The sequence below is a fragment of the Paracoccus sp. NFXS7 genome (assembly GCF_040148865.1).
Taxonomy (GTDB): Bacteria; Pseudomonadota; Alphaproteobacteria; order Rhodobacterales; family Rhodobacteraceae; genus Paracoccus; species Paracoccus marcusii.
This window is the reverse complement of record NZ_JAKEKV010000006.1, coordinates 100,823-125,930: the sequence shown is the minus strand read 5'-3', so window position 1 is coordinate 125,930 and position 25,108 is coordinate 100,823. Positions and strand designations below refer to the sequence as shown.

The 25,108-nt window shown below is 67.8% G+C and carries 24 protein-coding genes; 8 read left to right on the top strand and 16 right to left on the bottom strand.

Features of this window, described 5'->3' with window-relative positions:
* The 5 genes from ftsA (at window position 1) to recN (ending at window position 6,975) form a co-directional block, all read left to right on the top strand.
* A complete protein-coding gene (gene ftsA, locus LZ686_RS11650; protein ID WP_045981146.1) occupies window positions 1-1,335 on the top strand; it encodes a cell division protein FtsA in 1,335 nt (444 codons plus the stop codon).
* A gap of 221 nt (window positions 1,336-1,556) precedes the next feature.
* A complete protein-coding gene (gene ftsZ / locus LZ686_RS11645) occupies window positions 1,557-3,152 on the top strand; it encodes a cell division protein FtsZ (protein WP_349547898.1) in 1,596 nt (531 codons plus the stop codon).
* Between the two features lie 228 nt (window positions 3,153-3,380).
* Window positions 3,381-4,316 (top strand): UDP-3-O-acyl-N-acetylglucosamine deacetylase, encoded by a 936-nt coding sequence (lpxC, locus tag LZ686_RS11640; protein ID WP_349547897.1) that lies wholly within the window; start codon window positions 3,381-3,383, stop codon window positions 4,314-4,316.
* A 135-nt stretch (window positions 4,317-4,451) separates the two neighbouring features.
* Entirely contained in the window at window positions 4,452-5,300 is an 849-nt protein-coding gene (locus LZ686_RS11635) for an outer membrane protein assembly factor BamD (RefSeq protein WP_349547896.1), read from the top strand.
* Window positions 5,301-5,328: 28 nt separating this feature from the next.
* Complete coding sequence (gene recN, locus LZ686_RS11630; protein WP_252929918.1) at window positions 5,329-6,975, top strand: DNA repair protein RecN; 1,647 nt, start codon at window positions 5,329-5,331, stop codon at window positions 6,973-6,975.
* Here the strand turns inward: recN and LZ686_RS11625 are convergent.
* The 7 genes from LZ686_RS11625 to LZ686_RS11595 form a co-directional block, all read right to left on the bottom strand.
* Window positions 6,972-7,304 carry a hypothetical protein gene (locus LZ686_RS11625; protein WP_349547895.1) on the bottom strand — a complete coding sequence of 111 codons (333 nt, stop codon included), beginning with the start codon at window positions 7,302-7,304 and terminating at the stop codon, window positions 6,972-6,974. The genes recN and LZ686_RS11625 overlap by 4 nt on opposite strands.
* 98 nt (window positions 7,305-7,402) lie before the next feature.
* Window positions 7,403-7,666: a hypothetical protein gene (locus LZ686_RS11620; protein ID WP_349547894.1), complete on the bottom strand. Its 264-nt coding sequence runs from the start codon at window positions 7,664-7,666 to the stop codon at window positions 7,403-7,405.
* A 69-nt stretch (window positions 7,667-7,735) separates the two neighbouring features.
* Complete coding sequence (gene mmsB / locus LZ686_RS11615) at window positions 7,736-8,605, bottom strand: 3-hydroxyisobutyrate dehydrogenase (RefSeq protein WP_349547893.1); 870 nt, start codon at window positions 8,603-8,605, stop codon at window positions 7,736-7,738.
* On the bottom strand, window positions 8,602-9,609 hold the full coding sequence (locus tag LZ686_RS11610) for an enoyl-CoA hydratase/isomerase family protein (protein ID WP_295171091.1): 1,008 nt from the start codon (window positions 9,607-9,609) through the stop codon (window positions 8,602-8,604). The genes mmsB and LZ686_RS11610 overlap by 4 nt, the downstream gene beginning before the upstream one ends.
* A gap of 1 nt (window position 9,610) precedes the next feature.
* Window positions 9,611-10,756, bottom strand: a complete 1,146-nt coding sequence (locus tag LZ686_RS11605; RefSeq protein ID WP_349547892.1) for an acyl-CoA dehydrogenase family protein — start codon at window positions 10,754-10,756, stop codon at window positions 9,611-9,613.
* A 75-nt stretch (window positions 10,757-10,831) separates the two neighbouring features.
* Complete coding sequence (locus LZ686_RS11600; RefSeq protein WP_349547891.1) at window positions 10,832-11,962, bottom strand: carboxylate-amine ligase; 1,131 nt, start codon at window positions 11,960-11,962, stop codon at window positions 10,832-10,834.
* 117 nt (window positions 11,963-12,079) lie between these two features.
* Window positions 12,080-13,579 carry a CoA-acylating methylmalonate-semialdehyde dehydrogenase gene (locus LZ686_RS11595; protein WP_349547890.1) on the bottom strand — a complete coding sequence of 500 codons (1,500 nt, stop codon included), beginning with the start codon at window positions 13,577-13,579 and terminating at the stop codon, window positions 12,080-12,082.
* A 100-nt stretch (window positions 13,580-13,679) separates the two neighbouring features.
* Between LZ686_RS11595 and LZ686_RS11590 the strand changes: the two genes are divergently transcribed.
* The 3 genes from LZ686_RS11590 to coaD all read left to right on the top strand — a co-directional run bounded on the left by LZ686_RS11590 (window position 13,680) and on the right by coaD (window position 15,691).
* Complete coding sequence (locus LZ686_RS11590; RefSeq protein ID WP_349547889.1) at window positions 13,680-14,591, top strand: LysR family transcriptional regulator; 912 nt, start codon at window positions 13,680-13,682, stop codon at window positions 14,589-14,591.
* A gap of 55 nt (window positions 14,592-14,646) precedes the next feature.
* Window positions 14,647-15,108: a CBS domain-containing protein gene (locus tag LZ686_RS11585; protein WP_045981159.1), complete on the top strand. Its 462-nt coding sequence runs from the start codon at window positions 14,647-14,649 to the stop codon at window positions 15,106-15,108.
* A 91-nt stretch (window positions 15,109-15,199) separates the two neighbouring features.
* Window positions 15,200-15,691, top strand: coding sequence for a pantetheine-phosphate adenylyltransferase (gene coaD / locus LZ686_RS11580; protein WP_045999505.1), 492 nt, complete (start codon window positions 15,200-15,202; stop codon window positions 15,689-15,691).
* On the opposite strand, the gene LZ686_RS11575 is transcribed toward coaD, so the two are convergent.
* From LZ686_RS11575 to pyrC, 9 genes are all read right to left on the bottom strand, one after another.
* On the bottom strand, window positions 15,688-16,404 hold the full coding sequence (locus tag LZ686_RS11575) for an SDR family oxidoreductase (RefSeq protein WP_349547888.1): 717 nt from the start codon (window positions 16,402-16,404) through the stop codon (window positions 15,688-15,690). The two genes, coaD and LZ686_RS11575, sit on opposite strands and share 4 nt — an antisense overlap.
* A gap of 162 nt (window positions 16,405-16,566) precedes the next feature.
* Window positions 16,567-17,049, bottom strand: coding sequence for a bactofilin family protein (locus tag LZ686_RS11570; RefSeq protein WP_045981162.1), 483 nt, complete (start codon window positions 17,047-17,049; stop codon window positions 16,567-16,569).
* Entirely contained in the window at window positions 17,039-18,319 is a 1,281-nt protein-coding gene (locus LZ686_RS11565) for a DUF5930 domain-containing protein (protein ID WP_045981163.1), read from the bottom strand. Before LZ686_RS11565 ends, LZ686_RS11570 begins: the two co-directional genes overlap by 11 nt.
* A gap of 194 nt (window positions 18,320-18,513) precedes the next feature.
* Window positions 18,514-19,911, bottom strand: a complete 1,398-nt coding sequence (locus LZ686_RS11560) for a helix-turn-helix domain-containing protein (RefSeq protein WP_349547887.1) — start codon at window positions 19,909-19,911, stop codon at window positions 18,514-18,516.
* Window positions 19,912-19,971: 60 nt separating this feature from the next.
* On the bottom strand, window positions 19,972-21,159 hold the full coding sequence (locus LZ686_RS11555; RefSeq protein ID WP_139597708.1) for a multidrug effflux MFS transporter: 1,188 nt from the start codon (window positions 21,157-21,159) through the stop codon (window positions 19,972-19,974).
* 174 nt (window positions 21,160-21,333) lie between these two features.
* Window positions 21,334-21,684 (bottom strand): DMT family protein, encoded by a 351-nt coding sequence (locus LZ686_RS11550; protein ID WP_127898173.1) that lies wholly within the window; start codon window positions 21,682-21,684, stop codon window positions 21,334-21,336.
* A 4-nt stretch (window positions 21,685-21,688) separates the two neighbouring features.
* Window positions 21,689-23,191: a replicative DNA helicase gene (locus tag LZ686_RS11545; RefSeq protein WP_084693681.1), complete on the bottom strand. Its 1,503-nt coding sequence runs from the start codon at window positions 23,189-23,191 to the stop codon at window positions 21,689-21,691.
* A gap of 96 nt (window positions 23,192-23,287) precedes the next feature.
* On the bottom strand, window positions 23,288-23,959 hold the full coding sequence (locus LZ686_RS11540; protein WP_045981167.1) for an orotate phosphoribosyltransferase: 672 nt from the start codon (window positions 23,957-23,959) through the stop codon (window positions 23,288-23,290).
* Window positions 23,956-24,999, bottom strand: a complete 1,044-nt coding sequence (gene pyrC / locus LZ686_RS11535) for a dihydroorotase (protein ID WP_349547886.1) — start codon at window positions 24,997-24,999, stop codon at window positions 23,956-23,958. Before pyrC ends, LZ686_RS11540 begins: the two co-directional genes overlap by 4 nt.
* Between the last annotated feature and the right edge of the window lie 109 nt (window positions 25,000-25,108).

The following is a 25,108-nucleotide window of genomic DNA, read 5'->3' as shown; positions in this document are numbered from 1 at the left end:
ATGGTGGACCTGTATCAGACGCAACGCGCGATGCGTAACATCCGCCGGGCGGCCCTGCAGCGGGGCGTGATCGGCATCCTGGACATCGGCACGTCCAAGATCGCCTGCCTTGTCCTGCGCATCGACGGCAACGGCACCTTCCGGGAAACCGACGGCGTGGGCCCGATGGCGGGGCAGGTCAATTTCCGCGTGATCGGCGCGGCATCGACCCGGTCGCGCGGGATGCGCCGCGGCGAGATCGAAACCATGGCCGAGACCGAGCGTGCGATCCGCACGGTCGTCGCCGCCGCGCAGAAGGTCGCGGGCGTGCGCGTCGATCATGTCATCGCCTGCCTGTCGGGCGGCCGGCCGGCCTCGTATGGCCTGGCCGGAGAGATCGTGCTGGAATCCGGCAAGGTCGGCGAACATGACGTGGCATCCGTGCTGGCCGCCTGCGACGCGCCCGATTTCGGCCGCGGCCGCGAGGTGCTGCACGCGCAGCCGGTGAATTTCGCGGTCGACAACCGCAGCAACCTGGCCGACCCGCGCGACCATCTGGGCAACAAGCTGTTCTGCGACATGCATGTGCTGACCGTGGACGGCGATTCCATCGGCAACCTGGTCCAGTGCATCCGCCGCTGTGATCTTGAACTGGCGGGGATCGCCTCGGCGCCCTATGCCTCGGCCCGCGCGTCGCTGGTCGAGGATGAGCAGGAGCTGGGTGCGGCCTGTGTTGATTTCGGCGGTGGCGGCACCGGCGTGTCGATCTTCGTCAAGAAGCACATGATCTTTTCCGATCACGTGCCCATCGGGGGCAACCTGATCACCCAGGACATCGCCCAGGGTCTGCGTGTCAGCCTGCCCGTGGCAGAGCGCCTGAAGACGCTGAACGGGGGCGTCGAGGCGACGGGCCGCGACGACCGCGACATGATCGAGGTCGGCGGAGAGACCGGGGACTGGGAGGCGGACCGCCGCCAGGTCAGCCGCGCCGACGTGATCGGCGTGATGCGCCCCCGCGTCGAGGAGATGCTGGAGCATGTCCGCGAGGTGCTGGACGCGGCCGGGTTCGACTGGATGCCCAGCCAGCAGATCGTGCTGACCGGGGGCGGCAGCCAGATCCCCGGCCTGGACGGGCTGGCGACCCGCATCCTGGGTCCGAACGTGCGCTGCGGACGGCCGCTGCGCATCGACGGTCTGGCCCATCAGCTGACCGATCCCAGCTTTTCCAGCGCCGTCGGCCTGGCGCTGTTCGCCGCACATCCGCAGGATGAATGGTGGGATTTCGAGATGCCGGCCGACCGTTATCCCGCGCGCAGCCTGCGTCGCGCCTATCGCTGGTTCAAGAACAACTGGTGATTGCACCGCCTTGGTTCTGGGGGGTGGCAAGGGTTTTCCCACCACATTCGGAAGACATGGCAAGATGCCGCCTATTTCAAGGGTAGCCCCTCCAGATTTTGCGAAACGCCCGGCTTTTTCGGGTGACGGAACTGGTGCCAATTGTTACGGTAACCATTAAGAAACGGGATTCGAGCGGTACACCCGCCTCCCCAATGCAGCAGCGGTAACAGGCGGACACCATGAACCTCAATCTGATGATGAATGACGAAGAAGAGCTGAAGCCGCGCATCACCGTCTTCGGTGTCGGTGGCGCAGGTGGCAACGCCGTCAACAACATGATTCAGAAGCAGCTCGACGGGGTCGAGTTCGTGGTCGCCAACACCGACGCGCAGGCGCTGCAGCAGTCGCGTGCGACCTCGCGCATTCAGATCGGGCCCAAGGTCACCGAGGGTCTGGGCGCGGGCGCCAAGCCCACGATCGGCGCCAAGGCCGCCGAGGAGACGATCGAGGATATCGTCGATCACCTGATGGGCGCGCATATGTGCTTCATCACCGCGGGCATGGGCGGCGGCACCGGCACCGGTGCAGCGCCGATCATCGCGCAGGCCGCGCGCGAGATGGGCATCCTGACCGTCGGCGTGGTGACCAAGCCCTTCCAGTTCGAGGGCACCAAGCGGATGCGCCAGGCCGAGGAGGGCGTCGAGGCCCTGCAGAAGGTCGTGGACACGCTGATCATCATTCCGAACCAGAACCTGTTCCGGCTGGCCAACGAAAAGACCACCTTCACCGACGCCTTCGCGCTGGCCGACGACGTGCTGTACCAAGGCGTCAAGGGCGTGACGGACCTGATGGTCAAGCCGGGCCTGATCAACCTGGACTTTGCCGACGTGCGGTCGGTGATGGACGAGATGGGCAAGGCCATGATGGGCACCGGCGAGGCCTCGGGCGAGAACCGCGCCCAGGAAGCCGCCGAGCGTGCCATCGCAAACCCGCTGCTGGACGAGATCAGCCTGAACGGCGCGCGTGGCGTGCTGATCAACATCACCGGCGGCTATGACATGACCCTGTTCGAACTGGACGAGGCGGCCAACGTCATCCGCGACAAGGTGGACGCCGATGCCAACATCATCGTCGGTTCGACCCTGGACCCCGACATGGACGGCACGATCCGCGTTTCGGTCGTGGCGACCGGCATCGACGCCGCCGTCGCGGTGGCCGAGGTTCCCTCGCCCCGCCGCGGCATGGCTGCGCCGCTGACCCAGAACCCGCAGGTCGGTGCCGCCGCCGAGGAGCAGCCGGCGATCCCGGCGCGCCGCGTGGCGCCCCCGATCGCATCCTCGGCCGAGACGGCCCGCGTCGAGGCCCCGCGCAACGACCCGCGCGCCGAGGACGACATGCCGCAGCCGGCCTATCAGCCGAAGGACAGCGCCCGCCAGAACGCCGTGCGCATCGACGACGACGCGTCGGCCTTTGTCGCGCCCCGTGCGCCGCAGTCCCCGCGTGCCGGCCAGCCCGCACCCGAGGTGATGGACCGCCTGCGCCGCGCCGTGGACAACCACGGTCGCGTCCCCGCACAGCCGCAGCAGCAGCCTGCACAGCCCGCCACCAGCCGGATGAGCGGTCTGGGCCGCATGCTGGAGCGCATGGCAGGCCATGGCAACGACCAGCCGGGCGGCGCCAAGCCGGCCGCATCCTCGATCGCTGAGCGTGTGAACGACCGCGTCGCCGTCCGCGCCCGTCAGCACGACACCGACTTCGACGATCTGGCCAGCCCCGACTCGAACGGCAAGGACAATGTCGAGATCCCGGCTTTCCTGCGCCGTCAGGCCAACTGACGTATCACGAAACCGGCACATCCACTGGTTGCAAGGGCCGCTGCAAAGCGGCCCTTTCCCTTTGCCAGTCAACCTCTTGGGCGAAAACGGCCATCGGGTTGCAGGGCAGGGCAGGGGAATGTTTCACCCCGTTACAAAACGTTAATTGAATGCGTTCACTGCCGGACCTAGCTGGAGTGACAGAAGGGGCCAAGTGCGCCCCACGACGAATCCGAAGGCAGGCAGATCATGCAGGCGACGCTGAAAGACACAGTGACATTGCAGGGCGTCGGGCTCCACTCCGGTGCGCCCGCGCGTCTGGTCATGCATCCCGCACGGCCCGGCCACGGGATCGTCTTTCGCCGCACCGACCTGTCGCCTGCGGTCGACATTCCGGCATTGTGGGACCATGTGACGCCGTCCAAGCTGTGCACGCTGCTGGACAACGGTTTGGGTGTGACCCTCTCGACGGTCGAGCACGTGATGGCTGCGCTGGCCGGCACGGGTATCCACAACGCGCTGATCACCGTCGATGGGCCCGAAATTCCGATTCTGGACGGTTCGGCCGCGCCCTTCGTGGACGCGATCCTGGATACCGGCATCGCGCGTCAGGCCGCATCGCTGCGCGCGATCCGCGTCCTGCGCACGGTCGAGGTCCGCGAGGGCGAAGCCTTTGCCCGCCTGTCGCCCGCCGACCACCTGGAGATCGATTTCGAGATCAACTTTACCGACGCCGCGATCGGGCATCAGGAAAAGCGTCTGGACATGGCCAATGGCGCGTTCCTGCGCGAGTTGGCCGACAGCCGCACCTTCTGCCGCGCGTCGGATGTCGAGGCGATGCGCCGCAACGGTCTGGCCCTGGGCGGGACCTATCTGAACGCGGTCGTGGTCGATGGCGGGCGAGTCCTGTCGCCGGGCGGTCTGCGTCACGCGGACGAGGCCGTGCGCCACAAGATGCTGGACGCCACCGGCGATCTGGCGCTGGCCGGTGCGCCGCTGCTGGCGCGCTATACCGGCCACCGTGCGGGCCACGCGATGACCAACCGCCTGCTGCGGGCGCTGTTCGCCGACCCCACTGCATGGACCTGGGAGCGGTGCACGCCTGAGCTGGAAGGTCGCCTGCCGGGCGCGGGTGTCGCCGACTATGCACGCCCCGAACTTGCCGCGGCCTTTGCGGCCGAATGACGGTGCGGGGCGCCGGGACCTTGGCCGAATTCAACGGATTGCCATTTTGCGCCCCCTGATGTTCTGTGCTAGAGGATCCCGGCAGCGCCGCCCGCACGCGGGCAGCGCATCGGCAAATCGTAGGGCAGGATAAAGATGGCGGGCTCGAAAATCTCGGCTTCGGTGGTGGCTGCGGTGCTGGCGGGCGTTGTCCTGACTGGCTGCGGCGGCAACCGGGACGCGGCGCAAAAGCAGAATCTGGACCGCTTTACGGCCGAGGAAATCTACAAGCGGGGCGAGTTCGAGCTGGAGAACAGCGGCGATCCCGAGGATGCCGTCGTCTATTTCAGCGAGATCGAGCGGCTGTATCCGTATTCCGAATGGGCCAAGCGCGCGCTGATCATGCAGGCCTATGGCAACCACAAAGCGGGCAATTACGAAGAGGCCCGTGGCGCGGCGCAGCGGTTCCTGGACACCTATCCGACCGATGAGGATGCGGCCTATGCGCAGTATCTGCTGGCGCTGTCCTATTACGATCAGATCGACGACGTCGGGCGTGATCAGGGCCTGACCTTTCAGGCATTGCAGGGGCTGCGGACGGTGATCGAGCAGTATCCCGACAGCGAATATGCCCGCAGTTCGATCCTGAAGTTCGACCTGGCGTTCGATCACCTGGCCGCCAAGGAAATGGAGATCGGGCGTTATTACCTGAAGCAGGGGCATTACGCAGCGTCGGTGAACCGGTTCCGTGTGGTGGTCGAGGAGTTCCAGACGACCAGCCAGACCCCCGAGGCGCTGCTGCGTCTGGTCGAGGCCTATCTGGCCCTTGGACTGCTGGACGAAGCGCAGACGGCGGGCGCCATCCTGGGACACAACTTCCAGTCCTCGCCCTTCTATGATGACGCGTTCCGGCAGCTGCGCGGCCGCGGCCTGTCGGCCGAGGTGCGCGGTGACAGCTGGCTGACCAACGTCTATCGCCAGACCATCCAGGGACGCTGGCTGTAATGCAGGCCGTGCGCAGGGGCCGTGGCCCATGCTGAGATCGCTGGACATCCGCGACATGCTGCTGATCGACCGGCTGGAGCTGTCGTTCGGCCCCGGCCTGAACGTGCTGACCGGAGAAACCGGCGCGGGCAAGTCCATCCTGCTGGATTGCCTGGGGTTCGTCCTGGGCTGGCGCAGCCGCGCCGAATTGGTCCGCCAGGGGGCGGCGCAGGGCGAGGTTCAGGCGGTGTTCGACCTGCCGGAGGTTCATCCCGCCCGCGCCCTGCTGGCCGAGGCCGGGATCACGATCGATGACGACGAACTGATCCTGCGCCGCGTGAACACGCTGGACGGGCGCAAGACGGGCTGGGTCAATGACCGCCGGGTGTCGGGCGAGGTTCTGCGGCAGCTGTCCGAGGTCCTGGTTGAGCTGCACGGGCAGCATGACGACCGCGGGCTGTTGAATCCGCGCGGGCATCGCACCCTGCTGGACGCGTTCGGCGCGATGGACCTGTCGGCGGTCCGCCGGACCTGGGCCGCACGGCGCGATGCGGACCGGGCACTGGCCGAGGCCGAGGCCGCGCTGGCCGCCGCCCGGCAGGAGGAGGAGTTCCTCCGCCACGCCGTAGCGGAACTGGACAAGCTGGCCCCCGAACCCGGCGAGGAACAGCGCCTGGACATCGCGCGCCGCGCCATGCAGGGCGCGGAGCGCATCCGGGATGACGTGGCGCGCGCTCTGCAAATGCTGGCGGGAGACGGTGCCGAAGGCGCGATGGTCGACGCCGCGCGCTGGTTGGAGGGCGCATCCGAGCAGGCCGAAGGTCGACTGGACGAGCCCCTGGCCGCCCTGTCACGCGCGCTGATCGAGCTGGGCGAGGCCACCCGCGGGGTCGAGGACACGCTGGCCGCGCTGGATTTCGATCCGCACGCGCTGGAATCGACTGAGGAGCGTCTGTTCGCGCTGCGTGCCTTGGCGCGAAAGCATGACATCCTGCCCGACGATCTGGCCGGGCTGGCGCAGCAGCTGCGCGACCGGCTGGAGCGTCTGGACGCCAGCGAGGCGCGGATGGGCGACCTGCGCCGTGCCGCGCGGGACGCTCAGGCGGACTATGATGCCGCGGCTGATGCGCTGACCGCCGCCCGCACCGAAGCCGCGACCCGGTTGGACCGCGCCGTGACCGCTGAATTGGTGCCGCTGAAGATGGAACGTGCGGTCTTTCGCACCGTCGTGTCGCCCGCCGAACCCGGGCCGGACGGGCGCGATACCGTGGCGTTCACGGTGGCGACCAACCCGGGCGCGCCGTCGGGGCCGCTGGACAAGATCGCCTCCGGTGGCGAACTGTCCCGCTTTCTGCTGGCGCTGAAGGTCTGTCTTGCGCGGGGGAACGACGCGCTGGTCATGATCTTCGACGAGATCGATCGCGGGGTCGGCGGGGCCACCGCCGATGCCGTCGGCCGCCGTCTGCAGAATCTGGCGGATGGTGCGCAGGTGCTGGTCATCACCCATTCGCCGCAGGTCGCGGCCTTGGGCGCGGTGCATTTCCGTGTGTCGAAATCAGTGACCGACGGGATGACCACCTCGACCGTCACGCCGCTGCCCGAACCCGAGCGCGTGGCCGAGATCGCGCGCATGCTGTCAGGCGACCGTGTCACCGATGCCGCGACCGAGGCTGCGCGCGCCTTGTTGGACGGTTAGTCCAGAATCCGCGGTGCGGGTCGCAGCACCGACAGGATACGCCCATCATCGGCATCGATCCGCACCAGATGGCCACCGACCACGGCATAGCTGTCGCCATCGGGCGCCTGAGACAGGCCATAGCGGCCCGGTGCGCTGACACGATGCAGCTGGTCCTCCGGAACGCTGTCACCGACCATCGGCATGGTCGCATTCCCGCCCAGACATTCCGTCGTGCATGCCGGCACGGCCTGCAGGCCACGGGTCGGCGTGGTGTTGGGGGCGGTCAGGGCGGCGAGGCCGAGCATTGTCCCGGCCGCCACGGCGGCAAGGGGGTGCAGCGGCGTCATCATGTCCTCGGATCAGTTACAACGGGTCAACCCGGGATTGCCTGACGGGTTCCGCTGCGACGCCGCATGGCAGGCATGCCGATGCGGAACTGCCACGTTCAGTCGGGCAGGGGCCGCAGGATCGACAGGATCTTGCCGCTGCCGATCTGGATGCGGACCAGATGGCCCGATACGACGGCATAGACGCTGCCCGGCAGCTGCGGCCCAAGGCCCACGGCGCCGGGCTTGTCGATCTGGCGAACCTGCTCGGGCGCCGGCACCTCACCGACGGTGGGGCGCTGCTGGGCAAAGCCGTCCTGAGGGACCAGCGCGCATGCGCCGATCAGCAGGGCGGAGGAGAGACGTCGCAAGATCCGGTCCATGATGGCTGCACCCCGTTCGCAGGCTCGCCACCGCATATCACCACGGCAGGGGTTAACAACCCGTTCCGATCAACCGTTCCGCGCCGTAAATCGGGGCAGCATGGCCGAAAAATCCTGTCCCCGGCCGTCTTCGCGGGTGACGAAGTCGTCATATTGTTGATGCGCCAACGCCCCCATCGGGGTCTGCGCGCCGACCGATTCGGCCGCCTGCTGGGACAGGCCAAGATCCTTGAGCATCAGTTCGGCGGCAAATCCGGGCTTGTAGCCGTTGTCCGCGGGGCTGACAGGGCCCACGCCCGGCGCCGGGCAATAGGCGTTCATCGACCAGCTATAGCCCGAACTGGTCGACACGACGTCGAACATCTTCTGGCGGTCCAGCCCCAGCTTGTCGGCCAAGGCAAAGGCTTCGCAGGTTGCGATCATGGTGACGCCCAGGATCATGTTGTTGCAGATCTTGGCCGCCTGTCCGGCGCCGCTGTCGCCGCAATGGACGGCCTTCTGGCCCATGATCGCGAACAGCGGCTGGACGGTGGCGAAATCGGCTTCGGCGCCACCCACCATGAAGGTCAGGGTGCCGGCCTGTGCGCCGCCGGTGCCGCCCGAGACGGGCGCGTCCAGCGCACCCAGCCCCGCTGCGCGGGCCGCTTGCGCCACGGCGCGCGCGCTGTCCACGTCGACGGTGGAACAGTCGCACAGGACCGCGCCCTGCTGCATGACGGGGATGATCTGGTCGGCCACGTCGCGCAGGATCTGGCCATTGGGCAGCATGGTGAAGACAACATCCGCGCCCGACACCGCCTTGGTCGCGCTGGCGGCGAGGGTCACGCCCGCGGGGGCGGGGGCTGCGGTGTCGAAACCCGTGACCTGATGGCCCGCGGCAGCCAGGTTGGCGGCCATGGGCGCGCCCATGTTGCCCAGTCCGATGAAGCCGATCTTCATTCTGCAGTCTCCCATTGCAGTTCGTCATCCCCAAGCGGGGCCAGCATCGCGCGCAGCGTGTCATCGGACGCGTCGCGGCGCCAGACGGGCTTGCGATCCTTGTCTATGATCTGGGCGCGCACGCCCTCCAGGAAATCGCTTTCGGCCGTGGCGCGGGCGGTAAAGCGGTATTCGCGCGACAGCGACTGCTGCATGCAATCGTCGCCGCGGGCCGCACGCACCATCGCCAGCCCTGCCGCCATCGACAGCGGCGAATTGCGCCGCAGCGCCTCCAGCGATTCGTCGTCGCCCGCCTCCTGCAACGCGGCGGTGATATCGGCTAGGGTGCGGCCACCAAAGGCGGACAGGTCGCGCCGGTCCAGCGTCGCCGCGGGGGCAGGGTGGCCGCGCAGGCCGGTCACGTCGCCGCTGTCCTCCAGCATGGCGATCAGGCCCGGCCAGTCCGCTTCGGGAATGTACATGTCCGCAAAGCCAGCATGGATCGCGTCGCCTGCCGTCATCCGACCACCGGTCATCGCCAGGTATTCACCGATCCGCCCCGGCGCGCGACCCAGCAGCCAGGTGCCGCCCACGTCGGGGATCAGGCCGATGCCGCTTTCGGGCATCGCGATGCGCGTCGTGTCGCCGACGATCCGGTGGCTGGCATGACCGCCCACCCCCACGCCGCCGCCCATGACGAACCCTTGCATGAAAGCCACGATGGGCTTGGGGAAATCGGCGATGGCCGCGTTCATGCGGTATTCGTCGCGAAAGAAGTCGCGCCCGACCTGGTGATCGCCCGCGCGGCCCGCGTGATAGACGGCGGCGATGTCGCCCCCGGCGCAGAAGGCGCGGTCCCCTTCGGCATCGATGATGACCAGCGCGACCGCAGGATCGTCGCGCCAGCCGTCCAAAGCGTCGTGGATGGCGCGGGCCATGGCATGGGTCAGGGCGTTCAGCGCCTTGGGCCGGGTGAAGGTGATGCGCCCGGCGCGCCCGGCGGTGCGGATGGTCAGGTCGTCCATGTCAGGCCCTTTCCGCCAACAGGGCGCGGCTGATGATCAGGCGCATGATCTCGTTCGTGCCCTCCAGGATCTGGTGGACGCGCAGGTCGCGCACGATCTTCTCGATCCCGTAATCGGCCAGATAGCCGTATCCGCCATGCAGTTGCAGGCACTGGTTCGCGACCTCGAAGGCGCGGTCGGTGACGTGCAGTTTCGCCATGGCGCAGAACTTGGTCGCATCCGGCGCGCCCTGATCCAGCTTCCAAGCCGCCTGGCGCAGGAAGATGCGGGCCGATTGCAGGGCGGTCTCCATCTCGGCCAGGCGGAACTGCAGGGCCTGGAACTGGTCCAGCGATTTGCCGAAGGCGCGGCGGTCGCCCATATAGGCCAGCGTCCGGTCCAGCGCCGATTGCGCGCCGCCCAGGGCGGCGGCGGCGATGTTCAGGCGCCCCCCGTCCAGTCCGGCCATGGCGTAGGAGAATCCGCGCCCCTCCTCGCCCAGCAGGTTGTCGGCGGGCACGGTGCAATCGTCGAACTGGACCTGGGTGGTGGGCTGCGAGCGCCAGCCCATCTTGTCCTCCAGCCCCCCGAAGGACAGGCCCGGCGTGCCGTTCTCGACGATGACGGTGCTGATCCCCTTGGGGCCGTCGCCGCCGCTGCGGACCATGGCGACATAGACGTCGCTGTAGCCGCCGCCGCTGATGAAGGCCTTGGTCCCATTCAGCCGCCAGCCATGATCGTCGCGATCGGCGCGGGTGCGCAGCGCGGCGGCGTCCGAGCCGGAGCCCGGTTCGGTCAGGCAATAGCTGAAGATGCGGGTCATCGAACACAGGTCGGGCAGCCAGCGGTCGCGGGCCTCGGCGCTGCCGAACTTGTCGATCATGCCGCCGCACATGTTGTGGATCGACAGGAAGGACGCGACCGAGGGGCAGGCCATCGACAGCGCCTCGAAGACCAGCGTGCCGTCCAGACGGGAAAGCCCCGTGCCGCCGTGATCCTCGGAGACGAAGATGCCGCCCAGGCCCAGGGCCGCCACATCGGGCCAGAGGTCGCGCGGGATGGTGCCCTGACGCTCCCAGTCCTGGGCATGGGGCGCGATGCGGTCGGCCCCGAAATCGCGGGCCATGTCGAAGATGGCCTGCTGTTCCTCGGTCAGTGCGAAATCCATCGGCAGCCCCTCCCCAGGCCGGTCTGAATTGAACGTGTGTTTAATTGCCAGATGTTGCGACAGTGTTGCAAGCGGTCAGAGGTCGCGGGTGAACTCCTGCACCAGATGGCGGGTGACGGCGCGCAAGGCGTCGTCGCGGTCGGCCCCGGCCTGACGGGCGCGGGCATGGACGGCGCGCTGCGCCTCGGCCGCGGTGCCATGCGCCACCATCTCGCGCAGGCGGGCGACATGGGGCTGACAGTCCAGCGCATCGGCATCCTGCGCGACCAGGCCCAGCCAGTCATCGGCGATCTGCTCGAAGGGGATGATCCGCCCCGCGCCGAAATCGATCAGACCCTCGGTGGTGCCGTAGCGCAGCGCGCGCCATCGGTTCTCGGCAAGCAGGAAGGGCTCGTACTGCCGCCAGCGCTGATTGGCGCGCGACAGGCGCCACAGCATGCGCAGCGTGGTCTGGATCAGGGCAGCCAGGGTCAACGCATCCTCGATCCGCGGGCAGGCGTCGCAGATGCGGGTCTCCAGCGTGGGATACTTGCTGCTGGGGCGCAGGTCCCACCAGATCTTGCTGCTGTCCTCGATGATGCCAAGGTCGGTCAGGGCCTGGACCGAGCGTTCGAATTCGTCCCAGCTGCCCATCTGCGGCGGCAGGCCGGTGCGGGGCATGTCGCCGAAGACCGTGGTGCGGTACGAGGCAAGGCCCGAATCCTCGCCCATCCAGAAGGGGCTGGAGGCGGATAAGGCCAGCAGATGCGGCAGGAAATAGGCCAGCTGGTTCATCAGGTCGATGCGCTGCGCAGGGTCTGGGATGCCCACATGGACATGCATGCCGCAGATCAGCATGCGCCGCGCCACGCCGCCCATGTCGCGCGACAGCTGATTGTAGCGGTCCTTGTCGGTATGATCCTGTTCGCGCCAGTCGGCCTGCGGGTGGCAGGAGGCCGCGATGGGCGCCAACCCATGTTCCGCGGCGCGCCGGGCGACGGTGCCGCGCAGGTGGCGTAGGTGATCGCCCGCGGCGCGGATGTCGGCGCTGACCGGGGTGCCGATCTCGACCTGGCAGCGCAGGAATTCGGGGCTGACCTGCTCGCCCAGATCGGCCGTGAGCGCCTGCATCAGCGTTTCCGGCGCCGCGGCCAGCTGCAGCGTGTCGGCGTCGACAAGGAGATATTCCTCCTCGATGCCCAGGGTGAAGTCGGGATCAGTCGACATAGGTCCGTCCTGGTTGCCACGACGCGCCGGGCTTGCGTCCCGCGAGGTGCCGGGGGGCTGGCTGCCCCCCGGACCCCCCGCGCAGCGCCCCCCGCATCGGGAGGGCCGGTTCCGGCGTCAGTCCATGGCCTTGAAGTTGAACTCTCCGCCTTCCTTAATCCCCGACGGCCAGCGCGCCGTCACGGTCTTGGTCCGCGTATAGAAGCGGAACGCATCGGGGCCGTGCTGGTTCAGGTCGCCGAAGCCCGATTTCTTCCAGCCGCCGAAGGTGTGATAGGCCAGCGGCACCGGGATCGGCACGTTGATGCCCACCATGCCGATGTTGATGCGGTTCGCGAAGTCTCGCGCCGTATCACCGTCGCGGGTATAGATCGCGGTGCCGTTGCCGTATTCGTGGTCCAGAGCCAGCTTGATCGCATCCTCATAAGTCGCGGCGCGGACGGTGGAGAGGACCGGGCCGAAGATCTCGGTCTTGTAGATGTCCATGTCCGGGGTCACGCGGTCGAACAGGTGGGGCCCGACGAAGAAGCCGTCCTCATAGCCCTGCAGGTTGAAGTCGCGGCCGTCGACGACCAGGTCGGCGCCCTGATCCACGCCCGACTGCACCAGGCGCAGGATGTTCTCCTTGGCGGCCTTGGTCACGACCGGGCCGTAATCGATGTCGTTGCCGGCGGTCCAGGGACCGACCTTCAGCTTCTCGATCCGCGGGATCAGCTTCTCGATCAGCGCGTCGGCGGTCTTCTCGCCTACCGGCACCGCGACCGAGATCGCCATGCAACGCTCGCCCGCCGCGCCGTAGCCCGCGCCGACCAGCGCATCGGCGGCCTGGTCCAAGTCGGCGTCGGGCATGATGATCATGTGGTTCTTGGCACCGCCGAAGCACTGCGCGCGCTTGCCGGTCGCGGCGGCGCGTTCATAGATGTACTGCGCAATCGGGGTCGAGCCCACGAAGCCAACGGCCTGGATGACCTCGCTGTCCAGGATCGCGTCGACCGATTCCTTGTCGCCGTTCACCACCTGCAACACGCCGTCGGGCAGGCCCGCCTCCTGCAGCAGCTTGGCCAGCATCAGCGGCACCGAGGGGTCACGCTCGGAGGGCTTGAGGATCATCGCATTGCCGGCGGACAGGGCCGGGCCCATCTTCCACAGCGGAATCATGGCCGGAAAGTTGAAGGGCGTGATGCCCGCGACCACGCCCAGGGGCTGGCGCATGGAATACATGTCGATGCCGGGGCCGGCGCTGTCGGTGAACTCGCCCTTCAGCAGATGCGGCGCGCCGATGCAGAACTCGATCACCTCCAGGCCGCGCTGGATGTCGCCCTTGGCGTCGGGGAAGGTCTTGCCGTGTTCGCTGGACAGGGCCTCGGCCAACTTGTCCATGTCGCGGTTGATCAAGCCGACAAAGGCCATCATCACGCGGGCGCGGCGCTGCGGATTGGTGGCGCCCCATGCGATCTGGGCCTTGGCGGCGCGGGCGATGGCGTCGTCCATCTCGGCCTTGGTGATCAGCGACAGGCGGGCCTGAACCTCGCCCGTGGCGGGGTTGTAGACCTCGGAAAACCGGCCAGAGGTGCCCTTGTATTCCTTGCCGTCGATCCAGTGATGTATCTCTTTCATCGCGTCCTCCTGCAACTGTTGGGCGCAGCCTAGTCTTGCGGATTTGCGGAAGAAAGGGGAATGCTGGCAAAAGGGTTTTGCGTTTTTGCAAAGGACGGCGATGGATTGGGATGATCTGCGCATCTTTCTGGCCGTCGCGCGGGCCGAAAGCCTGTCCGGCGCCGGGCGCAGGCTGGCGATGGACGCATCGACCGTCGGCCGCCGCATCGCGCGCCTGGAGGCGTCGGTCGGGGCGGCGCTGTTTCTCAAGACGCCCGGCGGCTATCAGCTGACCGCCGAAGGGTCGCGCCTGATGGCCCCGGCCGAGGCCGCCGAACGCGCCGCCACCGCCGCCGCCGAGGCCGTCAGCGGGGATGCGGGCCTGTCGGGACAGCTGCGCATCGGGGCGCCCGACGGCTGCGCGAACTATCTGCTGCCGCAGGTCGCGCGCGACCTGTGCGCCGCCCATCCGGGGCTGGAGATCCAGATCGTGGCCCTGCCGCGCGTCGTGAACCTGACCCGGCGCGAGGCCGACATGGCCATCGCCGTGTCGCCGCCCGACACGGGGCGGCTGATGGTCCAGCGGCTGGTCGACTATTATCTGCACCTGGCGGGGCATGACGACTACCTGTCGCGCCACCCGCCGCTGGACCGGCTGGAGGATCTGCGCGGGCATCGGATGATCAGCTATATTCCGGACATGATCTTTGATCGTGAGCTGGATTATTTGTCCGCGACGGGGGTCGAGGCGGCCCAGATCAGCAGCAATTCCGTGGCTGTGCAGATGCAGGCCGTGCGCGCCGGGGCGGGCCTTGGCATCGTGCATGATTTCGCGATCCCCTTTGCGCCGGGGGTGCGCCGCGTGCTGACCGGGCGCATCGCGCTGAAACGCAGCTTCTGGCTGATCCGGCATGCCGACGACCGCGCCTCGCGCCGGCTGACCCTGCTGGCAGAGGCGGTGGCCCAGGGCATCCGCACCGAGGTCGCCCGGCTGGAGGGGCAGCTTTCCGCGGCCCCCGATGGTCGCACTTGACGCGAACCGATTTGGCGAAAATGATGAAGGGGAACAAGTCCGAGGGAGGCCCGTGATGCTGGTCAAACAGTTGCTGTCGATGAAGTCCGACAATGCCAAGCCGTGGATCGATTCCGCGACGATCGTGACCATCGCGCCGACCACCACCCTGGGCGAGGCCGCGACGCTGCTGGCCGAAAAGCGCATCGGCGCGGTGGTCGTGTCCACCGATGGCCGGAGGCCCGAAGGCATCCTGTCCGAACGCGACATCGTCCGTCAGCTGGGCAAGCACGGACCCGACGTGCTGTCCCAGCCCGTCAGCGGCGTGATGACCACCCAGGTCCAGACCTGCACCACCGGAGAGGACGCGCTGACCATCCTGGAGCGCATGACCCAGGGGCGGTTCCGCCACATGCCGGTGGTGGACGGTCAGGGGGACATGCTGGGCGTGATCTCGATCGGCGATGCGGTCAGCGGGCGCCTGAAGGAACTGGCGGCCGAAAAGGAAGCCCTGACTGGGATGATCATGGGCAGCTGACGCATCGTCGCAGCCGTTCACGATCTTGCAATCCGGGGTCAAATGCGGTTTGCCTTGGGGTCAGGACCATGACCCCAAGGACGCGACATCCATGCGCATCGGCCTTTATCCCGGAACCTTCGATCCGATCACGCTTGGACATATCGACATCATCCAGCGCGCGATGGCGCTGGTCGACCGTCTGGTGATCGGCGTCGCGATCAACCGCGACAAGGGCCCGCTGTTCGACCTGGAGGCGCGCGTGGCCATGGTTCAGGCCGAATGCGACGCCATCGTCGCCAAGACCGGCGGAGAGATCGTCGTCCACCCGTTCGAGAACCTGCTGATCGACTGTGCGCGCGACGTGGGTGCCAGCATCATCGTGCGCGGCCTGCGCGCGGTGGCCGATTTCGAGTACGAATTCCAGATGGTCGGCATGAACCGTGCCCTGGACAGCAGCATCGAGACCGTCTTCATGATGGCCGACGCCCGGCGCCAGGCCATCGCCTCCAAGCTGGTCAAGGAGATCGCGCGCCTGGGCGGGGACGTGTCGAAATTCGTCACCCCCCCGGTCGCGGACGCGCTGCTGCGCCGCTATGGCTAGCCGCGCCCGATGAAGGGCATGTTGGTCGCCATCAGCGTCATGAACTGAACATTCGCGCCCTGTGGCAGCGTGGCCATGTGCCAGACGGCATCGGCCACGGTGGCGACGTCGATCACCGGTTCGGCATCGGGATCGCGGGCGGCGGCCTCGCGCAGCAACTGCGTCGCGGCATTGCCCACGTCGATCTGGCCGCAGGCGATGTTCACCGCGCGCCCGTCCAGCGACAGGCTGCGCGTCAGGCCGGTCACGGCATGCTTGGACATCGTATAGGCGACCGACCCCGCCCGCGGCGCATGGGCCGCGACCGAGCCGTTGTTGATGATCCGCCCGCCCTGGGGCGACTGCGCCCGCATCGCCGCAAAGGCCGCGCGCGCGCAGAGGAACATGCCCGTCACATTGGTCGCGATCACGTCGCGGAAATCGTCCGGCGACAGATGGTCGGGATCGGCCAGCGGGGCGGCGCGTCCGGCATTGTTGAACAGGACATCCAGGCGGCCCCAGCTGCGGACGGCCTGCGCGAATGCCGCCTCGACTGCGGCGTCGTCGGTGATGTCGCAGGGCAGGACCAGCGCGCCGTCATGCCCGTCGGCGGTCTGGTGCAGGGGTTCGGGCCTGCGCCCGACCAGCCCCACGCGCCAGCCTCGGTCCAGGAACAGCTGCGCCGTGGCCTGTCCGATGCCGCTTCCGGCGCCCGTGATCAGAATGCTGTCCATCATATTCTCCCGTGATCGCCTATCCCCTGGCGGGCGCGCCCGCATGGGCATCCGTCGCCGTCCCGCGGTTCAGGCGCATTGGACCCGCATCGCAGGGGGACCGCAATCCATGAAAAAGGCCTGCGAAATGCGGGCCTTGTCGGGATGGGTGGCAGGGGCCGATCACTCGGTCGGCGGGGCCAGCTTCTTGGTGCCGCCGTTGTTCAGCGGGTCTTCCTGGCGCTGGACCGAACCCTCGAAATGGGCGCCCGATTCGATGGCGATGGTCTTGTGGATGATGTCGCCCTCGACCCGCGCGGTAGCGGTCAGGCGGACCTTGAGGCCGCGCACGCGACCGATGACGCGGCCGTTGACGATGACGTCGTCGCCGACGATCTCGCCCTTGATGGTGGCGGTTTCGCCGATGGTCAACTGATGGGCGCGGATGTCGCCTTCGACCGTGCCCTCGATCTGGATGTCGCCCTGCGTCTTGATGTTGCCCGTCACCGTCAGGTCGGCCGACAGGACCGAGGGTGCCACGCGCGCACGGGGTGCGGCGGCCGGTGCCTGCGCCTCGGGGGTGCTGCGCTCTGGCGCGACGGGGGCCGCCTGCGGCGCTGCGTCGGGGGTCGGGCGGGTCTCGGTCACGCGGGTCTTACTGAACATTGTCTGCTGCCTTGATGAAGCTCATCGGGTCCACGGCCCGACCGTTCATGCGCACTTCGTAATGCAGATGCGGCCCGGTCGAGCGTCCGGTATTCCCCATATCACCGATCCGGTCGCCTTGCGACACCCGATCGCCAACTTTTACATGGATGCGGCTCAGGTGCGCATAGCGGGTCTCGGTGCCCAGCTCGTGGCGGATCTTGATCAGGTTGCCATAGGCGCCGCTGCGCCCGGCAAAGGTCACGACGCCGTCGCCCGTGACGTGGATCGGCGTGCCGACGGGACCGGCCATGTCGATGCCCTCGTGCATGCGGCCCCACCGGCGGCCGAAGCCCGAGGTATAGCGGAAGTTGTCGGTGACCGGCATGGCCAGCGGCAGCTTCTCGATCGCGATGCGATATGTGTTCATCTGGTCCAGCGTGACGATGATCTGGCGGGCCTTCAGCTCGGTGTCGGTCAGCGCCGCGTTGCCGCGGGTCGAATAGGACATCGGCGTCAGCGGTCCGCCCTGCCCGGAATAGCCGCTGCGGATGGTGCGCAGAACCTCGTCCGGGTTCATGCCGACATTGCGGAAGACCTCGTCCAGGGGGGCCACGGACACGGTCACGGCGTCCTCCAGCTGGGTCAGGATCTCGTCGTTGCGGGCCAGGATCTGGTCGCGCTCGACGGTCAGTTCCTGTGCGGTCAGCTTGGCGGCCTCGGCCTCCTCGACGGCCTCGGACCGCTGGTCGGCCGAACTGCGCAGCTCTCCCGACAGGATATCCAGCGCGACCGAGAATTCCTCGGTCCGGTCGGGGGCGGGGGTCGTGCCCGCATCGGCGGCGGCGACGGCGGTGTCGCGATCGGCCAGCGTGTCGCGCAGCGTGGACTGGACGGCAGCCAGGCCGGTCTCCATCTCGCGGCGGCTCTCCTCGGAGGAGAGGAGCTGCGACTGCATCTGAGAGACCTGGTCCAGCGCCACGGCAAAGCGCGACTGCGCGGCCAGCGCCTCGGCGGCGCGGGCGTCGCGTTCGGCCTGCAGCTCGGCCAGGCGTTCCTCGAAGGCGGCCTGGCTGCGCTGGATCTGTTCGCGGGTGTTGCCCGAACTGACGGCGTCGATGACCAGGAAGGAACTGGCCACCAGCGTCCAGCCGAAGACCAGCGTGATGCCGCTGATGCCGACCATCTGGGTCACGGGGCGTAGGCGGACAAAGCGTGTCGTATCATCCGAGCGGAGGAAAAGCCGTTGCTCCGGCAGCCACTTTTCCAGCGACGCGTTCAGTCGATCCATCACCGTCATTGTCAGATACTGTCCCTCGAAGGCACGCCGTTGTCAGCAGTTCGGCGGGTTGTTCCGTTCGGTCACGGGTAAACAGCAGCTGTGCCTTCTTGGCAACAAGACCCTGGGGTCTGGTTCCCCGCATTGGCGGAACCCTGCCTTTATCGGCAAGGATCCGCCAATCGTGCAACCTGGGGGCGAGAAACCTAAGTGATTTCATAGGGCAGGGGGCCATCGCGATCCGCGGGGATTCGCAGCGGCCGGTCGATCGGCGGGACCGAGCGCTGATGGCAGTCCGGGCGCGGGCAGATCCGGCACGAAATCCCGATGGGCTGATAGGCGCGCGGTTTGGTCAGGTCCAGCCCGTCGGCATACACCAGCCCGCCCGCATGCGCGACCTCGACCCCCAACCCGATGGCAAATCGGCGGACCGGCGCGTTGAAGGCGCCCGCATGCTTCGAGACGTCGCGTGCCAGCAGCAGGTAGCGGACCCCGTCCGGCGTCTCTGCCAGCTGGCGCAGGAAGCGGCCCGGCTGCTCGAACGCCTGATGGACGTTCCACAGCGGGCAGGCACCGCCAAAGCGTGCGAATTGCAGGCGGGTCGCGGAATGGCGCTTGGTGATCGTGCCCGCCTGATCGACGCGCACGAAGAAGAACGGCACCCCCTTGGCGCCCGGCCGCTGCATGGTCGAGAGGCGGTGGGCGACCTGCTCCAGCGACGCATCGAACAGGTGCGACAGCCGTTCCAGGTCATGGCGTTCGGCCTGGGCGGCGGCCATGAACGCGCGATAGGGCATCAGCGCGGCGCCGGCAAAATAGTTGGCCATGCCAAGGCGGGCGATCTGGCGGGCGGTGGGGCTGCGAAAGCGTGCCAGGTCCAGGGTCGCCTCCAGCAGGTCGGACTGGCGTTCCAGGGCGACCAGATGCAGCAGCTGGAACAGGCGGGTCGGCGCCTCGGCCGCGGCATTGACCAGCAGCCGGTCGCCGTCGCGACGGAAGACCGCGTTGGCAGGCAGCTCGGTCAGCTGGACACGGATGCCCTTGGCGGCCAGGGCTGCGACCGCCATCGCCCAGAGGTCGCCCCGCCGCCCGTCGGGGCAGGCAAAGCGTTCGGCCGCACGGTCGACGGCGTCGATGTAGTTGTCGCAATAGTGGAAAAAGTCACGAACTTCTTCCCAGGGCGTCGACAGGCTGTTCTGGCTGGCGGCGCCGATCGCCTCGTCCAAGGCGGCCAGGCGTTCCTGGCCTTCGCGATGGGCGCGGTACAGGTCCAGGAAGGCGCGGGCCAGCACCGGGGCATTGGTCGCGGCCAGGCGCAGGTCGGCCAAAGGGGGTGCCGCATCGAACAGCGGGTCGGCCAGGGCCTCCTGCATGTCGATGACCATCCGTTCGGCATCGCCTGCGGCCAGGGTGGTCAGGTCGACGCCAAATTCCTGCGCCAGGCGCAGCAGGACGCCCGCGCTGATGGGGCGGTGGTTGTTCTCCATCTGGGACAGATAGGGCAGGGACACGCCCAGCTTTTCGGCAAAGCGGCGTTGGGTCAGGGCGGCCCGGGCGCGGGTTTCGCGCAGCGCGCTGCCGGCATAGATCTTTTGTGTCGCCACGTCCCGTCCCCCGTTTGCAAAGCCGGTTCTAGCGGTTGCAAAGGCGGTCGGGCAAGGGGTTCAGCCCTGCAGGGCCAGCTGACGTTCGCGGCGCAGCACCCAGGTGATCGCCAGCAGCCCGCCCAGAGCGGAGGCGCACATGATCGCCAGCAGGGGCGTGGCGCCGCTGCCCGGTTGCAGCAGCGCGCCCGCCAGCGCCGAAAGTGCTGCGCCACCGGCCACGGCCAGGGCGCCGCCCAGGCCCGACGCGGTCCCGGCCAGTTCGGGGCGCACGCTCATCATGCCGGCATTGGCGTTTGGCAGGACCATGCCGTTGCCCAGCCCCATCAGCGCGATGGCGCCGAAGAAGACAAGCGGGTGCACCACGCCCGACAGGTCGACCAGCAGCGCGGCCGACAGCGCGACGAGGCAGATGACCGCGCCGATCAGGATCATCCGGTTCAGGCCCATGACCGGAGAGAAGCGCGCCGACAGGAAGTTGCCCAGCAGATACCCGATCGAGGGCGCCGCGAACCAGTAGCCCACCTGGGCGGGGGTCAGGCCGAAGACCTGTTCCCCGACGAAGGGCGCGCCGCCCAGATAGGCGAAGAACGCCCCCGACGACAGGGTCGCGGCCAGGCAATAGCCCCAGAACCGATGCGATCGGGCAAGGATCGGATAGTTGACCATCTGGGCGCGCAGGCTCATCCCGCCGCCGCGGACGGTCTCGCCCATGTCGCGATAAGCAAGCGCCAGGACGGCGATGCCCAGAAGGCCCATGACGGCGAAGTTGGCCTGCCAGCCGAACAGCTCGTCCAGGACGCCGCCAAAGACGGGGGCCATCATCGGCACGACGGCCATGCCCATCGTGACGTAGCCCAGCATCGAGGCAGCGCGATCGCCGTCATAGAGATCGCGGATCACGGCGCGGGGGACCAGCATACAGACGGTGATGACCGACTGCGCCAGCCGGAAGACCAGGAAGGTGGTGGCCGTGGTCGCCAGCAGCGTGCCGACGGTGGCCAGCAGGAAGCCGATCAGCCCCCAGATGACCACGGGCCGGCGGCCAAAGCGGTCGCTGAGCGGGCCGCCCAGCAGCTGAAGGACCGCGCTGGCCCCGATATAGGCCGAGACCGACAGCTGCATCACGCCGTAATCGACCTGGAAATCGCGCGCCATGCCGGGCAGCGAGGGCAGGAACACGTTCATCGACAGCGCGGACACCCCGGACAGGGCGACGAGGGTCAGAAGATGGGGGGGCGTGCGCATGGTCGGACCTTTCGAGGGGCGGAATGCACGATCTGCAAAACCTCCGCACGAAATCCATAGCGCGGCTGCGGGGGGATGCGCCAGATGGATTGCGTCCCGCGCAGCGAGCCGGGGGGCCGGCCCCCCGGACCCCCCGCCGGCGGGGGCGGCGCCCCCTCCGGGCCACCCCCGCGATCAGCCGAAGTCGTGGAAGATGAACCAGGCGCCCAAGCAGATCAGGGAGAAGCCCACGCCGTGCTGCCAACCGATCCGTTCGCCCAGATAGACCCAGGAGAAGATCGCGAAGACCGAGAGGCTGATGACCTCTTGGATGGTCTTAAGCTGAGCGGCGCTGAAATAGCCGTAGCCGATGCGGTTCGCGGGCACCTGCATCAGGTATTCGAAGAAGGCGATGCCCCAGCTGATGAAGATCACCGTCACCAGGGGGGCGGTCTTGAACTTGAGGTGACCGTACCAGGCCACCGTCATGAAGATGTTCGAGGCCAGCAGGAGGCCGATGGTCGCCACGGGGACGGGCAGGTTCATGGCGTCAGTCCCACTGGCTCTGGCGGTCGCGGGCGAGGTTGCCAAAGCGGGTGAACTGACCCTCGAAGGCCAGCTCGACCGTGCCGATGGGGCCGTGGCGCTGCTTGCCCAGGATCACCTCGGCCTTGCCGTGGACGTTCTCCATCACTTGCTGCCAGCGGGCCATCGCGTCCAGGTCGCTGTCCGAGGGCTTTTCGCGTTCCTTGTAGTATTCCTCGCGGAACACGAACATCACGATGTCGGCGTCCTGCTCGATCGAGCCGGATTCGCGCAGGTCCGACAGCTGCGGGCGCTTGTCCTCGCGGTTCTCGACCTGGCGCGACAGCTGGGACAGGGCGATGACGGGGATGTTCAGCTCCTTGGCCACGGCCTTGAGGCCCTGGGTGATCTCGGACACCTCGTTCACGCGGCTGTCCTTGGCGGTCGCGGCCTTCAAGAGCTGAAGGTAGTCCACGATCAGCACGTCCAGCCCATGCGTGCGCTTCAGCTTGCGGGCGCGGGCGGCCAGCTGGTTGATGGGCAGGGCGGGCGTGTCGTCGATGAACAGCGGGCAGTTCTGCAGCGCATGCGCGGCCTCGACGAAGCGGCGGAATTCGCCCTCGTCCATGTTGCCGCTGCGGATGCGCTCGGACGGCACCTCGGCGGCCTCGGACAGGATGCGGGCGGCCAGCTGTTCGGCCGACATCTCGAGGCTGAAGAAGCCGACGACGCCGCCCTCGATCGAGCCTTGGGTGCCGTCGGGCTTTTCGCCCAGCTTGTGAGACTTGGCGATGTTGAAGGCGATGTTGGTCGCCAGCGCGGTCTTGCCCATCGACGGGCGGCCGGCCAGGATGATCAGGTCCGAATTGTTCAGACCGCCCATCTTGCCGTCCAGGTCGATCAGCCCGGTGGAAATTCCCGACAGCTTGCCGTCGCGCTGATAGGCGGCGTTGGCGACCTGAACCGCGCCGGTCACGGCCTTGAGGAAGGACTGGAACCCGCGTTCGGCCACCCCGGCCTCGCCCAGCTTGTAGAGCGTCTGTTCCGCGGCCTTGATCTGCTCCTCGGCGTCATCGCCGACCTCGACGGTGGCGGCGCGGGCGGCGATGTCTTGGCCCAGGGTCATCAACTCGCGCCGCAGGGCGAATTCGCGGATCATCTGGGCATAGTCGCGCGCGGCATAGGCGCTGATCGCCGCTGCCGCCATGCGCGCCAGATAGGCCGGGCCGCCCAGTTCCTTCAGGCCGTCGTCGTTTTCAAGGAAGGCCTTGATCGTGACGGGGCTGGCCAGCGCGTTGCGGCGGATGCGTTCGGCGCAGATGTCGAAGATGCGGGCATGGACCGGGTGATAGAAATGGTCCGACTTGATGATCTGGCTGACCCGGTCGAACACGTCGTTGTTGGTCAGCAGCGCGCCCAGCAACTGCTGCTCCGCCTCCAGCGAAAAGGGAATGGCCTGCTTGTCCTCGGGCCCGTCGGCCTGTCCGGGAACGATGAAATGCGCGCTGGTGACGGTGAGAGTGCTCATGGTCTGCCTGCCCCTTCGTTGGTTGCGGTCTAGATTAAACCGAAGCGGCCGGCCGCGTCATGGGGCCGGCCGCAGTTTGTTGGGGATAACCCCGGATCAGCCGTTTGCCGCCTGCCATGCGCGGGGGTCGGTCAGGAAGGCCTCGACCTCGGTCAGGGTCGCGTCGTCGAAGGCCCCCTGGGCGCGGGCTTCGGCCAGGACGTCCCACCAGGTGCACAGGTGGTGCAGCGCCACGCCGTGATCGGCCAGCCGCTGCGTGGTCTCCGGGAAGATGCCATAGTAGAAGATCACCGCCGTATGCGCGCAGGTTGCGCCCGTCTCGCGGATCGCGTCGACAAAGGACAGCTTGCTGCCGCCATCGGTGGTCAGATCCTCGACCAGCAGGACCCGCTGGCCCTCGGTCATCACGCCCTCGATCCGGGCGTTGCGGCCGTAACCCTTGGGCTTCTTGCGCACATAGGTCATCGGCAGGCCCAAGCGTTCGGCGACCAGCGCGCCGAAGGGGATCCCCGCGGTCTCACCGCCCGCGACGTTGTCGAAGGCCTCGAAGCCCGCGTCGCGCATGACCGTCGCTGCCATGAAATCCATCAGCGTGGCGCGGACGCGCGGAAAGCTGATGATGCGGCGGCAATCGACATAGGTCGGCCCCTTGAGACCGGACGCATAGGTGAAGGGCTGGGCCGCGTTGAAGTCGACGGCCTTGATTTCCAGCAGCATCCGGGCGGTCAGGCGGGCGATCTCGTCGCGCGCGGGGAAGGTCAGGCTCATTGGTCCTCCAGATGCCAGAACAGTGGGAAACCGGGGTCGAAGACGGTGACGGTCTCGTCGCTCGCGGTGATCTGCGCCGGATAGTCGACGGCCGTGTCGCGGCGCGTCAGGGTGATGCGGTCCTCGTTCGGCGCCATGCGATAGAAGGCTGCGCCGTTCAAGCTGGTAAAGGCCTCCAGCCGGTCCAGCGCGCCGTCGTCCTGGAACACCTGCGCCAGGATCGACATGGTGTTCGGCGCCGTGAAGCAGCCCGCGCAGCCGCAGGGCTGCAGCTTCGCCGCGTCTGTGTGCGGCGCGCTGTCGGTGCCCAGGAAGAACCGCGCATCTCCGCTGGTCGCGGCCTCGCGCAGCGCCAGGCGGTGGGATTCGCGTTTCGCGACCGGCAGGCAGTAGTAATGCGGCCGGATGCCCCCCGCCAGGATGGCGTTGCGGTTGATGACCAGGTGATGCGTGGTGATCGTCGCGCCCAGGTCGTCGCCGCCCGCGCGGGCGTAATCGACGCCCTGCGAGGTCGTGATATGCTCCATCACCACACGCAGCCCCGGCGTGCGGCGGCGCAGCGGGTCCAGGACCGTGTCGATGAACACGGCCTCGCGGTCGAAGATGTCGACGGACGGGTCGGTGACCTCTCCGTGCACGCACAGCGTCACGCCGGCCTCGGCCATCGCCTCCAGCACGGGCTGGACGCGGTCGAAATCGGTCACGCCCGATGCGCTGTTCGTGGTGGCACCCGCCGGATACAGCTTGACCGCGCGGATGATCCCGTCCCGGAACGCGCCCACGACATCGGTCGCATCCGTCGTGTCGGTCAGGTACAGCACCATCTGCGGGTCCAGCGCGGCACCCTGGGGCAGGGCGGCGCGGATGCGGTCGCGATAGGCGGCGGCCTGGGCGCCGGTCGTGACCGGTGGCACCAGATTGGGCATGATGATCGCGCGGCCGAATTGCGCGGAATGCGGCGCGACCGCGGCCAGCATCGCGCCGTCGCGCAGATGCAGGTGCCAGTCGTCCGGGCGGCGAAGGGTCAGCGTCTGTGTCATGAGGCTGCCTCTAACCACGGCAGCACCGTCTTGCCAAGCAGCCGCGTTCAGATTTCGGGAACCCTGTCCGAAAGTCGCGGTTGAGTGTCTGCGCCATGGGGCGCAATGT